The 13390-nt window shown below is 53.0% G+C and carries 12 protein-coding genes and 1 tRNA gene; 7 read left to right on the top strand and 6 right to left on the bottom strand.

Annotated elements, in window-relative coordinates; all coding sequences use genetic code 11:
* Positions 1-3: 3 nt before the first annotated feature.
* Positions 4-1572: a phytoene desaturase family protein gene (locus SH573x_RS18605; RefSeq protein WP_479349197.1), complete on the bottom strand. Its 1569-nt coding sequence runs from the start codon at positions 1570-1572 to the stop codon at positions 4-6.
* Between the two features lie 349 nt (positions 1573-1921).
* On the opposite strand from SH573x_RS18605, the gene SH573x_RS18600 reads away from it, so the two are divergent.
* Positions 1922-2626: a DKNYY domain-containing protein gene (locus tag SH573x_RS18600; protein WP_479349195.1), complete on the top strand. Its 705-nt coding sequence runs from the start codon at positions 1922-1924 to the stop codon at positions 2624-2626.
* A 470-nt stretch (positions 2627-3096) separates the two neighbouring features.
* Here the strand turns inward: SH573x_RS18600 and SH573x_RS18595 are convergent, their stop codons facing one another.
* On the bottom strand, positions 3097-4674 hold the full coding sequence (locus SH573x_RS18595) for a sigma-70 family RNA polymerase sigma factor (protein WP_479349194.1): 1578 nt from the start codon (positions 4672-4674) through the stop codon (positions 3097-3099).
* A 1074-nt stretch (positions 4675-5748) separates the two neighbouring features.
* On the opposite strand from SH573x_RS18595, the gene SH573x_RS18590 reads away from it, so the two are divergent.
* Positions 5749-6297 carry a hypothetical protein gene (locus SH573x_RS18590; RefSeq protein ID WP_479349193.1) on the top strand — a complete coding sequence of 183 codons (549 nt, stop codon included), beginning with the start codon at positions 5749-5751 and terminating at the stop codon, positions 6295-6297.
* Positions 6298-6347: 50 nt separating this feature from the next.
* Positions 6348-6421: transfer RNA gene (locus SH573x_RS18585), tRNA-Met, on the top strand.
* Between the two features lie 833 nt (positions 6422-7254).
* Here SH573x_RS18585 and sigJ read toward each other — a convergent pair.
* Entirely contained in the window at positions 7255-8139 is an 885-nt protein-coding gene (gene sigJ, locus SH573x_RS18580) for an RNA polymerase sigma factor SigJ (RefSeq protein ID WP_479349192.1), read from the bottom strand.
* A gap of 47 nt (positions 8140-8186) precedes the next feature.
* A complete protein-coding gene (locus tag SH573x_RS18575) occupies positions 8187-8615 on the bottom strand; it encodes a cupin domain-containing protein (protein WP_479349191.1) in 429 nt (142 codons plus the stop codon).
* Between the two features lie 134 nt (positions 8616-8749).
* On the opposite strand from SH573x_RS18575, the gene SH573x_RS18570 reads away from it, so the two are divergent.
* From SH573x_RS18570 to SH573x_RS18555, 4 genes are all read left to right on the top strand, one after another.
* A complete protein-coding gene (locus SH573x_RS18570; RefSeq protein ID WP_479349190.1) occupies positions 8750-9322 on the top strand; it encodes a carboxymuconolactone decarboxylase family protein in 573 nt (190 codons plus the stop codon).
* A gap of 58 nt (positions 9323-9380) precedes the next feature.
* Positions 9381-10130, top strand: coding sequence for an SDR family oxidoreductase (locus SH573x_RS18565; protein WP_479349188.1), 750 nt, complete (start codon positions 9381-9383; stop codon positions 10128-10130).
* Positions 10131-10336: 206 nt separating this feature from the next.
* A complete protein-coding gene (locus tag SH573x_RS18560) occupies positions 10337-11254 on the top strand; it encodes an MBL fold metallo-hydrolase (protein ID WP_479349187.1) in 918 nt (305 codons plus the stop codon).
* 148 nt (positions 11255-11402) lie between these two features.
* Positions 11403-12194, top strand: a complete 792-nt coding sequence (locus SH573x_RS18555; protein ID WP_479349186.1) for an SDR family NAD(P)-dependent oxidoreductase — start codon at positions 11403-11405, stop codon at positions 12192-12194.
* Positions 12195-12211: 17 nt separating this feature from the next.
* On the opposite strand, the gene SH573x_RS18550 is transcribed toward SH573x_RS18555, so the two are convergent.
* Both SH573x_RS18550 and SH573x_RS18545 read right to left on the bottom strand, forming a co-directional pair.
* Positions 12212-12640, bottom strand: coding sequence for a cupin domain-containing protein (locus tag SH573x_RS18550; protein WP_479349185.1), 429 nt, complete (start codon positions 12638-12640; stop codon positions 12212-12214).
* 74 nt (positions 12641-12714) lie between these two features.
* Positions 12715-13188 (bottom strand): VOC family protein, encoded by a 474-nt coding sequence (locus SH573x_RS18545; protein ID WP_479349184.1) that lies wholly within the window; start codon positions 13186-13188, stop codon positions 12715-12717.
* Positions 13189-13390: the final 202 nt, after the last annotated feature.

Below are 13390 nucleotides of genomic sequence, written 5' to 3'. Positions count from 1 at the left end.
GACTTAAGACCGTCGCCGTGGTTGGCGATAGGCAGCCATCATAATGCGAGGCAATCCTAAAGTACCCAGCAGGTGACCAGCTGTCATCACACCAGCCATCTGCGCGCCGTTGATACCAGGCATGCCAACATCAGAACCAGTCAGGTACAGACCGGGTAACGAAGTCGCACAGCGCCAACCATCGCCGGTCAAACGATTGCGATCGCACAGTTGACCATAGATGGTTCCTTGCGCATGTCCGGTAAACGATTTCACCGTTAGCGGTGTGGACAGTTCGGCATAATCGATCAGCGATCGCAAGCCAGGTAATCGCTCTTCGACAAAGTCAATCAACTGTTCCGCGTTGTGAACCTTGCGAGCTTCATATCGCTCACCCCGACGTTTCCAATCGCTACCGGAATATTCGTTCCACTCTTGTTCGTACGCAAAGGCAATGATTTGTGCAGTATGGGCTTTGGACTGCGGATCGCGCAGCGAACCAAACGTCAAGAAGACTCCATCCGGTTTTGATTGTTCGCTATCGGTTGCTGGGCGTAGCGTGTGGCTTTCATTCTCGAAGATCCAGTAGTTCGCGTCATCAAAACCGCGCGTGCGTGGATCATCTTTCAAGCCCAGAAACAAAATCATCGCTGAAGGACCCTGCTTCAACCTCGCTAGTCGCTGGCGCTCTGGCAAGCAGTAATCATTCGGTACCAGTTGACCAAAGGTGGTGGCCGCTCCAGCATCGGATACAATTACCGGGGCACGAAACGTCGACTCTCCATGACGCGTCACCACACGCACGCCGCAAGCTCTACCGGCTTCGACCAAAATCTCTTGGACAGGATGATTGATCAAGCATTTGCCACCATGTTGCTCCAGCAGTGCGACCGCTGCTTCACCGATCTTGCGCGAGCCGCCAATGGGATAGAACGCGCCATCAAAGTAGTGCGTACCGATCAAAGCATGAAAGACGAAGGCGCTCAGTTCGGGAGGCGTTCCCATATCGGGCCACTGGCTAGCCAAAATGGTTCGCAGGCGATCCGATTCAAAGCGTTGCAGATACTCTTGAGTTGTTTGAATAGCCAGCCGCTGGCCAGGCCAGGTCAACCACGGTGCCAGTAGGCGATTGGCTTGCTTGGACATAAACCAACGCGCTCCCCAACTCTCCGCAGCCCGCATGTCTCGGAAGTAACGCGCGATGGCTGCTCGTTCCTGCGGGAAGTCTTGCTTCAGTTGCTCTTGGAATCGCTCAGCGGTGGCTGGTACTTCGTAGATGAAATTCGGAAACACAAAGCGTTCGTAAGGCGAGCCGAGCGGGTGCCAATCCACTTTTCCGCCGGTTGCCAAATCCATGATGCGCCGCGACAACGTTCCGGCTTGCATCTGACCGACATAGTGGAGACCGACATCCCATTCATACCGTTGGCGACGAAACGAATGCGTAAACCCACCGGGCTTGAAATGTCGCTCCAGTAACAAGACGCGTTTGTGGCCAACCGTGGCCAGTAAGTTAGCCGTCGTCAGGCCACCGATACCCGAACCGATGACTATACAATCAAAAGACGAATCAACCGAGGGCGCAGTGATCATGTTGTACTCGAAGGTGCCTCCAGGAACCGCTACCGTAGTTTACATAAACTAAGCCGTAGGCGTTAGCCTCGGTTTTTGGAGTGCTGTGGCACCAGCCACAGCTTTGATGTGATAACCCAACCGTACCGCAGCCTGTACGAACCAGTAGTCATGAGTGTATCCTCATGCTTGCAGGCTGCTGTTCAGTCAATGCTTACACCTAAGCCGTAGGCGTTAGCCTCGGTTTTCGAAGTGCTGTGGCACCAGCCACAGCTTTGATGTGATAACCAGACCGTACCGCCTGTACGAACCAGTAGTCATGAGCGTATCCTTATGCGTGTGTTCGCGGCTTAGAGGAGCATCTAGCGGAATGAAAAGCAAAGGGCTACGAATAGCCATCATCACCGTGCCCATCATCGTATTGGCAGGTCTGCTGTTGGCGGTCGTTATATATCGAGCGACCGTGCAGGCGATCGACAAAGCACTAACCAAACGCAACCAAGTAGGTTTCGTAGTTGACGCCGGTGGAGTTGTCTTTCGTACGCCAAATTCGGAACTATGGGCACCGCCCTGGAAGGAACCGGTGACTATGGCGGATCCTAGTACTTTTAAAACTCTCTTTCATTCGACAGAGTTTTGCCTGGGAGCGGACTCCTCGAATGTATTCTTGGGCGAAGGTATACAGGTTTATCGTCTCAGCAACTGTAAAGCACCTACGTTTCGTCTGCTTACGCCTGACGGACGTTTTACCTGCGATGCTCAGCACGTGTATTTTAAGGGTTTCCAACTTCCCCACGCCGACCCAGCAAGTATCAAGATTCTTGGCCAGTTTACATCGAAAGACGCCACGCAAGTCTACGTCGGTCCTCTACTGCTCGAAGGCGCGGACCCCGACACTTTTCAAGTTCAACACGAAGGTGATATTCCGAACCTACAGGCAGACTATAGCCAAGGTCCGTGCAGCGAGCGAAAACTTGGGGACAACCCTGTGGAGGTGAGCAGTTTTCGCGGTCAAGACAAGCACAACCGCTTTCAAGGGCGATCTCGCTACCCGCGACATTCACTGCCTCAGTAGCCGTCACTCTGCTTTACAGCCTGTTTGAGAAATGCCAACAGGAGAAATGCCAAAAGTATCTTTGCGCCATTCAACACTGACACTCCAAAAGGTTACTCGTCCAGCGACGGCACAATCTATGGCATAGCTCCATAGCCAGTAGGACGGGTCTGTAGGACGGGTCTGTAGGACGGGTCTGTAGGACGGGTCTCCAGGCCCGTCCACTCCAAAAAACCAGCTGCCGCGACTGTCGTGTTCACAAGCTTCTTGAGCAGCAAAGTTGGGCGATGCGGACCGCATAATGGACGGGCCTGGAGACCCGTCCTACTAGATACAGCTATTTGATGGACGGGCCTGGAGACCCGTCCTACGTGAGGGAGACGGGCCTGGAGACCCGTCCTACGTAAGAGTGGGTATGAAAAAAAACAGGGCCAGTGCGAACGAACACTGACCCTGCGTAGGTTTGGAAAGTGGTAATGTTTTCCTCGAGGTTAATCGAGGAAGCCAACCAGGTCTTGGCTGCGACTTGGTTGCTGCAGTTTGCGAACTGCCTTGGCTTCGATTTGGCGAATACGTTCGCGGGTCACCTTGAAAATGTGACCGACTTCTTCGAGCGTATAGCTATAACCGTCACCGAGTCCGTAACGCAATTTGATAATCTCGCGTTCGCGGTAACTTAGCGTCTTGAGGACGTGGTTAATGCGATCGCGGAGCATTTCTTGGCCCGCGCCGATGGCGGGGCTCTCGGCAGTACCGTCGGGCAGCAGATCGCCGAACTGGCTATCTTCGCTGTTGCCGACGGGTCGATCAAGGCTGATCGGATAACGGCTCATGGCGAGCACGCGTCGAGCTTCCTCGATCGTCGTTTCAGCACGGCGGGCGGTTTCTTCAAGTGTTGGTTCGCGACCCAACTCTTGCAGCAACTGCCGCGACACGTTTCGGACACGCGACATGGTTTCGACCATATGCACTGGAATGCGAATGGTGCGGCTCTGGTCGGCTACGGCGCGGGTGATCGCTTGGCGAATCCACCAGGTCGCATACGTACAGAACTTGAATCCACGTCGATACTCAAACTTATCGACCGCCCGCATCAAACCTGCGTTACCTTCTTGGATCAGATCCAGGAAGCTTAAGCCCCGGTTACGATACTTTTTCGCGATCGACACGACCAAGCGCAAGTTGCCCTCAGAGAGTTGCTTCTTGGCGCGTTGGTACTCGTTGAAAACCTGCTGAACCATGGCGACGCGGTTGCGCAAGCTGGTCGGTGTCTCCTGAGTTGAAATCAGGATCTGACGATACTCTTGGAGGAGTTCGTTACGTTGAGCAGCGGAAACGCGGTCACCGGCCAAGCGATCGATCTCAGACCGGAGGTCATCGACTCGACGACTAAACTTGGCCAAATCATCGATGCGTGGTTCGAGACGCTGGGTGCGGAGACCCAGCTCTTCTACCAAACGCACAGCCTTGCGACGTCGACGGCCTAACGCTCTCCAAGCCTCTTTCCTTCGTGCCATTGGCGTATTGCTGGCAAGCGCGATACGGTAATCGCGGCGGTTGCGCTTCAGCAGCACTTCGAGAGTCTTGAGATTGTGAGGCAGTCGCCCGAGAATTTGCTCCTTTTCCAAATGGTCAGTAACGGAAACTTGCACGGTACGATCGAACGGCAGCTCGCTACTTTCAACACGTCTGAGGATCTTGTATGCAAACTGCATCACGTAGTCGCATTCAAGCAGCTTGGTGCGGAACCGACGGCGCGTTACTTCAATAGTCTTGGCAAGGCGAATCTCTTCCGCACGTGTCAGCAGCGGAATCTCGCCCATTTGCGTCAAGTACATGCGCACCGGGTCATCCGACCAAGTCTCAATCTCCTCATCGGCAGCGGCCAAGAGCTCTTCGTCGCTTTCAAGCTGAACTTCGCCCTCGGCGGCCAGGCCATCATCATCGGAAAGTACTTGAGCTTCTACCGGCTCATCGTCGTCGATGGCCAGCTTCTCAAAGCCTTCCAATTCGTCGTCGGCACCGCGTGTGGCGTCGTCATCGAATTCGTCCAGCATTACGTCGAACAAGGGCTTACTCCTGTTGTGCCAAAGTGACCATGTCTGCTCTACCAGCAAAAGTGCGAAGCGTAGCGGAGTGGTCTGCTTTCACAAGACACAACTACTCTACCACCTGCTTCACAACTGTTTGCTCCAAGCAAACAAATAGTAAAACGTTCTATTGATTCCAACTATCGCGACTCGGCAATCATTTCAGCTCAGCTAATCTGTGCGCTCATTGGGTGTGCCATCAACCATTCAACGCAATCGTGCAACTTCACCGCAGGCACGCAAAGCACACATGCTCCACACCCCGCGAGTCAAAGTTCCAACGCTCAATGCATCGAGCACTACCGATGTTATCTTATGGCCACCTGAGAGCTGAACCTTACAACCGCTTTGTCGCTTTTCCGCGCTCCATCAAAACCTCGGTGCCACGCCTTGCTCGGACAGCTAGCTCTACGCCGCTGGTTGCGATCCCACTGCTCTTCCCGGTTCGACTCGCTGCCTGCCTCGTCCAATTTGGCAAAAATAATTCCTGTTTGGCGTCAGCTCGTTCAAACTCGTCAGTCGGTTCGCACTCCCGTCGTATCACGTCACCCCAAGCTACTCAATCACCAGCCACCATCCAGCCACTGCGAAGCCAAATGGGTTACCTAGGGGGGCAAGCTTTTGCAGACAAGCATTTGCCCCGAGGTACCCGTTGGCGCAGCCATGACTGGCCCGCTAGGATTGTGTGCACCGAATTGAGTTGACAGGTAAGAGAAAGTCCGCAAATCGCCCGCAAATGAATTGGTTCAGTTCACCGACATCGATCTTTTGGTAGCGCGCGGTCTTTAATATGCGAAGGCCCAGACGCAGAACTTCTCCCCGTGTCAACCATTACGTGAAACCCCGAACTAAGTCGACAGTTCCGTCGTAATGCCGCTCACACTCAGCTTTCCTACCAAGTGAAGCAAGTCCAGCGGGCGCCATGTTTAACGCTCGCCAGTGAACCCAATTCTAACTACCAGACTGGCTCGGTCCAGTCACCGCGACCAAGTTCCACAAAGAAGCTGACCCGGATATCCCCCGGCAGAGTTTACCAACAGAAAATCAACAGCCATGTACTATCAACTTACTTGCACCTGTGGAACCACGCATGCAGTTACCACCAGTCAAGCTGGGCAAACTATCACCTGTGCTTGCGGTCAGAAACTAGAGATTCCCACGTTTCGCGGCCTGCAAGAGCTACCCAAAGTCGAGCCACCGCAGGGCAAAACTTTTCAGGTAACCAGCGCTCCAAGCACCAAAGGCCGCCATGCGATTGTCACCGGTATCCTGTTGGCCCTATTTTTTATTGGGCTACCGACCACGATTTTCTTGACCTACGTGCGTTGGACGATGGACACTTCCCAGAGTGAGGAGGCGGAGCGTACCGCGGCCTTCAAAGCGCTCGACGAAGCCCCACCGGTGGTCCTCAGCGATGCGTGGAGCCAATACTCAAGCGTGGCGCTCGGGCCGCCCGGCAAACCCAACTTCTACTACGTCGACCTGTACCGCAAGCGCATCGAACTTGGCCTGGGCGTCGCCGCCGCGATTACTTTTCTCTCCGGCCTTGGCGCCGCCGCTCTGGCCAGCCGCAAATCGGCCTCGCGAGAGTCCACCACCTAAATTTCTCAAACTGGGCTGGACGAAACCGGCGAGTCGGATACTATTTGACTCGCGGGATGGAGCAGCCCGGTAGCTCGCGAGGCTCATAACCTCGAGGTCGTCGGTTCGAATCCGGCTCCCGCAACTTCTCTGTTTGGTTAGGAAACTGACCGCAGTAGGTTATTCGATTAAGCCGGTGTCTTGCAGCAACGCAAAACATCGGCTTTTTTCGTATTTTCCTGCAATCTCCCGGCTCTCAACCACGCTCCAGAGACTCGATTTCCGGTCGCGACTCTCGCCAAAACAGCCCCTTTCTGGGGACCAACCAGAGACAAATACTCTCAGAGTCTCTGGGTTATGAAAACCGCCGGGTTAACGACTCTGGGTTATGAAATGTCTGCCTGACAGCACTTTCTTTTCCGTTCATTGATCTGCCTCACTAGGAGGCCAAGGTTGCGAACTTTGCGGGCGGGTAATGGGGCAGCGCGACAAAACGGGAGCAGGACGACGGGAAGCGAGAGGATCGCCGTCCAGCGGCAAGCCAATCAGAGATGGAGAGCGGACACGCTGTGACGGGGCTCAAATTGGTCCCGGATGATAAAATTGCATGCGACCTGCGGAGTTGGCGATTGCCTTCGTCCAAAAGAAATCGTTCCAGGTTCGAGAATTCACCAAGTACGCCGGGAGTACAGACCACTGCAGCTTCAAACGATGCGCTCACACGCCGGTACTTCGAGAAAGTTGCTGGCAATTGGTCGAGAACCTATCGTTTTTAGATCACTGATCATGGGGCTATGCGAGCTGAAGTACCTGGGAGGATCGACCGACTGCGATTGTCGATGTTGCACCAAATTTGGCCGGTTCATGTGGAGACATCTGTCAGTTGGGAGGGCGAAAATGATTAAGCAAGAAATAGATGCATTGGTACGCATCTATTTGGCCGAAGCGTAAAGCGTGCATAAACGAGCATGAAGCGTACTAATTGAGTTTCGCGACAGACCAGTGAGCGAGTTTCTCTGGATTTAAGCACATGTATACTCCGCTCACGCCATCCTCGACGCGTACTGATGCGACGTGGACGACTTTACCTGCCAAGGTGAACACTACGCCTGGGGCTCCATTCACAACAGCGGGGAGCATGTCGTAGTCGCGACGTTTGGTGTGGAAAACTTTGGCGAGGAAACGTGCGACGCGCTCGCGTCCGCGAATTACAACACGGGCTGCAGTTACTTTGCCACCGCCGTCGGAATATACTTCCACATCGTCCGTCAAAAATTGCTCGACCAGCTTGGCATCACCCGCTCGACAAGCAGCAACGAATTGCTCAGCCAACTCGTTGGCTTTTTCTCGAGTCGGTCGAAAGCGTGGCGTATCAATCGACAAATGTTCTTTGGCGCGACTGACAATTTTTCGAACGTGCAATTCAGATTTTTCCAGGACGTCTGCGATCTCACTGTACTCATAATCGAAGACCGTCCTCAGCACGAATGCCGCCCGCTCCACGGGTGATAGACGCTCGAGCATCAGCAGAAACCCCAGGCTTAACGACTCATCCAAATTCGCGTTATTGGAACTGGCCGACGTATCAACAGGCTCGGGAACCCACGGACCAATGTACGATTCGCGCCTGTTGTCGCTTCGCAACTTGTCGATACAACGCCGAGTGGTCGTCCGGATTAGGAATCCTTCGGGTGACCTTACATCGTGGGCGGTATGTAAACGAAGAAATGCGTCTTGGACCGCGTCTTCGGCATCCACCACGCTACCCAAAATGCGATAGGCGACGGACATCATCCGGGGACGAAGTGCTTGGATGTGATCCAGCGTTCCGCCACCAGCTTCACTAACTACCGGTATAGCCACTGGATTCTCCTTAGCATCGCCCGGGTTCTTGGAATTAAATGACGAAGTTAATCCTGTCGTTTAACCGGAACAGCAATCTCATCAACATCGTGAGGATGCAAAACTATCGCGATCAAACGCGTATTACCAGCAGCTGAAGGGTTCCTCGATACGCGGTGCAAGCATCCCGTCGGTTCATAGAACGTCTCACCCGCCTTAAATAGCTTGACCGGCTTGTCATCGATCCCTAATTCGTATTCGCCTTCGAGGACATAGACGAATCCTGGACCCGGGTGCTTGTGCGGCAGGCCATTTTCGCCTGGTCCAATGGTCACTTCCACAATTGTCGCTTTTGCTTGATGGCCGTCAAGCTTTTCTTGAATGTCCTGTACCGAAATGACTCGTACTCTCTCGCCATCTTCGTGGGAGTGTCCCGCAATCGCTAAGCCTACTCCTCCAAAAAGGGCGACAGCTAAAAGTGCTGGTAAACGGCTCATTGTCTCTTCTCTTATGGTTCAAGCTGCTATGTACGGCGAATTGCCGAACGACTCAACAACAAGGACGTTTGCGGGCACCGAATTGTGACAGCGAACTCGAAATTCCTCGGAACAGCAACCAAATCGAAGAAGTTTTGGAAGTTTGTCACAAACGGGAACGCTCGTCCGTCCTTGTTGCAGAAGACTGCGACCTGCCAGATTTGGCATGTCGCACTGAGTTTAATCAAGTCAAATCATTGGAGACTGAAATGGTTACCACCACGGACAAGGCCAATACCGAGGCCTACCGCGCCATGCTTGGCGTAGAAAAATACCTCATGAAATGCAGCTTGGAAAAATCGCTGCGCGAGCTGATTAAGCTTCGCGTTTCACAAATAAACGGCTGCGCCTACTGTATCGACATGCACTGGAAGGATGCGAGAGCCGATGGCGAAACAGAGCAGCGACTCTACGGTTTACCTGCTTGGCAAGAAAGTCCGTATTACAGCGAGCGTGAACGAGTCGGTCTTCAACTGGCGGAAGAGTTGACACGCGTTGCTGACGCATTCGTCGCAGATGAACTCCATGAACTAGCTCGCGAGCAATTCAGCCAGCAGGAACTGGCTGATCTTGCTTGGGTAATCGCCTCCATCAACGCATGGAATCGAGTCAACATCGCCTTGCGGACTGTTCCTGGAGATTATCAGCCTGCTCAAGCTTCTCAATAAGCAATTTCACATTCGTTCTATAAAGCCAGAAACTGTCAACTATTTGAAAGCAAAGACTATGAAGATTCTTGTTATTGGTGGAAGCGGATTGATTGGATCGAAGGTGGTCGCAATACTCCGAGACCGCGGCCATGAGGTTATTGCTGCTTCCCCATCGACGGGCGTTAACACTTTGACGGGTGAAGGACTTCGTGAAGCGATGCAAAACGTCGAAGCGGTCGTTGATGTGGCGAATTCACCATCGTTTGAAGATCAGGTTGCAATGAACTTCTTTAAGACGTCAGGTCAAAATATACTCCGAGCGGAAGCGGACGCCGGAGTGCAACATCATGTAGCCCTGTCGGTCGTTGGTACCGAACGTTTGCTAACCAGCGGTTATTTTCGCGCCAAGTTGGCCCAAGAAGAACTGATCAAAGCCTCGCCGATTCCTTACACGATCGTACGTGCAACTCAGTTCTTTGAGTTTGTGAGAGCGATTGCTGAGTCTGCAACGGAGGGGAATTTGGTGCATTTACCTCCCGCCATGATGCAGCCCATCGTCTCTGACGACGTAGCCAAAGTTCTTGCTGATGTGGTTGTCGAGATGCCGCTTAATGAGACCATAGAAGCTGCCGGCCCAGAACCGATTCGCATGGATGATCTCATACGTCGCTTTTTGGAAGCACATGAAGATGGCCGCCAAGTCATAACCGATCCTCAGTCGCGCTACTTCGGAATCGACGTAAACGACCAAAGCCTTGTACCTGGAAACTCACCACGGTCGGGTATGACGCGTTTCGAACATTGGCTGGCCCGCGAACTGGTTTAGACAGAGCGGTAGTTGGCGAGAATCCGGGAACGATTAGTTCAACTTAAAGAAGATCCGCGATCGAATGGTCGCTATCTGAGATAGAGCTCTTACGTGATTGAAGTGTTTCTACAGTGCGTGCTGGATTGAATTCGCCGCTGACTGTTGTCTTCGCCAAGCCAGCAAATACGACTGTAGTTTAGGCTATTCAGTAGAAGGACAAACAAATGAGTATTGTAGTAAATTCAGACGCGGGATCAGCAGCATCAAGCGAGTTGGTGCCGTCGCGCTATGCGCTGCGTATCGGAGAGATTGACGTTCTGGTGATTAGCGATGGAGTGCTTCCGCTACCAACCGCCATGCTGGCGCACAATGCCGACCCGACGGTTCGCGCAGCTTGGCTCGATGAGATGTTCTTGCCACCCGACGCGTTCGATTGGCCGCTGAACGTGGTCTTGGTCCGAAGCGCGGGAAGGACCATCCTTATTGACGCTGGTTTGGGACTTGATCCCGACTTGCACCTGCCGCGAGCGGGGCAGCTTATCATGCGGCTTGAAGATGCTGGCATTGATTTGGCATCTGTGACTGACGTGGTGCTGACCCACATGCATATGGACCACATTGGCGGGCTGCTCATTGACGGAGTGAAAGAACGCCTGCGACCCGACCTGCAGATTCATGTGGCGGCCGCCGAAGTCAAGTTCTGGGAATCGCCCGACTTCTCCCGTGCTGACATGCCTCCTGGGTTCCCTGACGCGCTTCGTTCAACAGCCAATCGTTTTCGCAAAGAGTATGAGAGTCATCTGCATCTATTCGAGGACGACTACGAAGTTGTACCAGGAGTGGTCGTCACTCGTACAGGTGGACACACGCCTGGGCACAGCATAGTCCGCCTAGCATCCGGCGGTGATCGCTTGACTTTTGCTGGCGACGCCGTGTTCCCGGTCGGATTCGAACACCCAGATTGGCATAACGGCTTCGAACATGACCCTGAAGAGGCGGCTCGAATTCGTATCCAACTTATGCGGGAATTGGCAGTTAACTGTGAACTCTTAGTAGCCACTCACTTACCATTTCCGTCCATAGGGCGAGTTGCTATCGATGGCGACGTCTTTCGCTGGGTCCCAGCCTTCTGGGACTATTGATCGCTCGCACTGTTCAGCACAACACGCAACGCACGACAGCGGCCGCCATGACCAACGCCGTGCAAGACTGTGTCACCCATCGAGTTTTCGATGTCAATTGCGAAGTCAATGCAACGGAGAGTAAAAGCAAGTGGGACATGATGAGACCATGCGTGATCGCGTCGTAGTTATCACCGGAGGAGGGACGGGTATTGGGCGGGCGACGGCGGAGCAATTTGCACAGGCCGGTGCTTGGGTAATCGCGGTTGGGCGTCGTTCGGCACCGCTGGAAGATACCGCCCAATCATCTGACAAAGTCGTACCAATTCCAATTGACATTCTGAGTGAGGAAGATCTTGATCGACTCATCCAATTCATCGAGAGACGCTGGGCACGAATCGACGCCTTGATTAACAATGCGGGGATGTTCAAGCAAATCCCACTCGAAAATATCGATTCCGAGACGATATCTTCAATATTCGCAACGAACGTGATTGGTCCAAGCATGATGTGCCATGCAGCGTTACCACTGTTAAAAGCTGCTCAAGGCTCAATCGTTAATTTATCTAGTACCTTTGGGCACAAAGCAGCACCGATGATTTCACACTACGCAGCATCGAAAGCAGCAATTGAACAATTGACTCGGTGCTGGGCGCTGGAGTTGGCACCTTACCGGGTCCGCGTCAACGCGATTGCTCCCGGACCAACAGAGGTGGACATGTTATCCCAATCCGAGCTACTTTCATGGCAAATTGAAACAATCAAAAACGAGGAGTCGAAGCAGGTTCCATTGGGACGACGTGGAAATCCCCATGAAATCGCCAAGTGGATCGTGCATCTTGCGAATCCCTCAGCAACTTGGATTACTGGCCAAGTCATCTCCGTCGACGGCGGACTTAGTGCCACACTGAGCCATGCTCCGTCGCGTGAGGATGAGCGGGGCGACCAATTTAGTTATTGATCATTCGATGCGTTACATTAACTTCCGCCTGTCTTTACTTTCGATGCGGCTGAGATGAGAACGCTAGATTCATTCCAATCTTTGGCCAAATTGAACTGAATCCATTCAGGGCTAAGATGAATATCCAGTGAATCAAGACGTCCGGGACCTAGGTTCTGATAGCCATGTGGAATGTTTGCGGGCCCCAGCACAACGTCACCTGCTTCAGCGTCGATTATCTCGTCCCCGACGGTGAAGCGAGCGCGGCCTTCAGTAATGGTGAAGATTTCGTCGTACGGATGAACGTGTAGCGCAGGTCCCTCACCTATCACCTCCGTGACGTAACGGATTAGCGTGACACCGGTTTGAATGCTCTTCCCTTCTAGCAGCCCCCGCAACGGATGGGTAGAGTTGAGCCATTGGCTAGCTGCGATCTTTGCAGGTTCGGTTTTGGATTGGATTGGCATTGTCGGTTAATCCTTTGTCCTCAAGATTTAGCATTAGAGACATCGACTGACGCTAGAAAAAAGACTGCAATAACTTAGTCGCGGGAGTTTGCAATTAATTCCAATGTGTTGCCGTCCGGGTCAGAGAAGAAAAGTGCAGAGGCATTAAGTGCAGGGAATTCCATTCTCGTAATTTCGATCTCGAATGAGGCCAAACGATCAGCGTGCGCATCGAGTGTGCCCGGCAAAACTTCGAAGGCGACATGATTCAAAGGCGACTGCGAAAAACTCAGCGCGGTCATTCGTGTTCGAGTGAACACATGTCTGCGGAAGTCAATAAGAGCCAAGAGTTGCGGATGGCCGCCATCGCCAAGCGGCGTATCTAGCTCTCGCACTGTTAGGAAAACGATGGTTGGCTTACCTTTTGGATCTGGTGTCGAGTTTTCGAGAGAAACGGAGCTATGAATCTTGAAACCCAGGATCTTGCAATAGAAGTCAACGGAATCCATGAGATTATTGACGTTCAATACAACCTCCGCCAGACCTGTAATCGTCAGAAGATCGCTCATACAATCAACCCCACCGAGTAACATGTTCGTTGCCGCGATTATCTGCCAAGAAAAATAATGGGAATGTAGCGTTAGTCAAGCTGCCGTTTTTAGGAGCATGGCAGTAGCATTGGAGATCGCCCACGCCCACAACTCGACACGCGGCACTCCTTACGTCGTGTCGGACCTTGCTGATTCGCTTCGCGGAAAGATCGAAGGGTAC

The sequence above is a fragment of the Rania fehmarnensis genome, assembly GCF_056494185.1.
Note: the sequence above shows the minus strand (reverse complement) of the source record. Positions and strands in the feature narration are given on the sequence as shown.

Bases quoted from the DNA above. Each gene is read 5' to 3' on its own strand.
- SH573x_RS18605 (WP_479349197.1), bottom strand. From the start codon at position 1,572: ATGATCACTGCGCCCTCGGTTGATTCGTCTTTTGATTGTATAGTCATC.
- SH573x_RS18600 (WP_479349195.1), top strand. From the start codon at position 1,922: ATGAAAAGCAAAGGGCTACGAATAGCCATCATCACCGTGCCCATCATC.
- SH573x_RS18590 (WP_479349193.1), top strand. From the start codon at position 5,749: ATGTACTATCAACTTACTTGCACCTGTGGAACCACGCATGCAGTTACC.
- SH573x_RS18575 (WP_479349191.1), bottom strand. From the start codon at position 8,615: ATGAGCCGTTTACCAGCACTTTTAGCTGTCGCCCTTTTTGGAGGAGTA.
- SH573x_RS18565 (WP_479349188.1), top strand. From the start codon at position 9,381: ATGAAGATTCTTGTTATTGGTGGAAGCGGATTGATTGGATCGAAGGTG.
- SH573x_RS18560 (WP_479349187.1), top strand. From the start codon at position 10,337: ATGAGTATTGTAGTAAATTCAGACGCGGGATCAGCAGCATCAAGCGAG.
- SH573x_RS18555 (WP_479349186.1), top strand. From the start codon at position 11,403: ATGCGTGATCGCGTCGTAGTTATCACCGGAGGAGGGACGGGTATTGGG.
- SH573x_RS18550 (WP_479349185.1), bottom strand. From the start codon at position 12,640: ATGCCAATCCAATCCAAAACCGAACCTGCAAAGATCGCAGCTAGCCAA.
- SH573x_RS18545 (WP_479349184.1), bottom strand. From the start codon at position 13,188: ATGAGCGATCTTCTGACGATTACAGGTCTGGCGGAGGTTGTATTGAAC.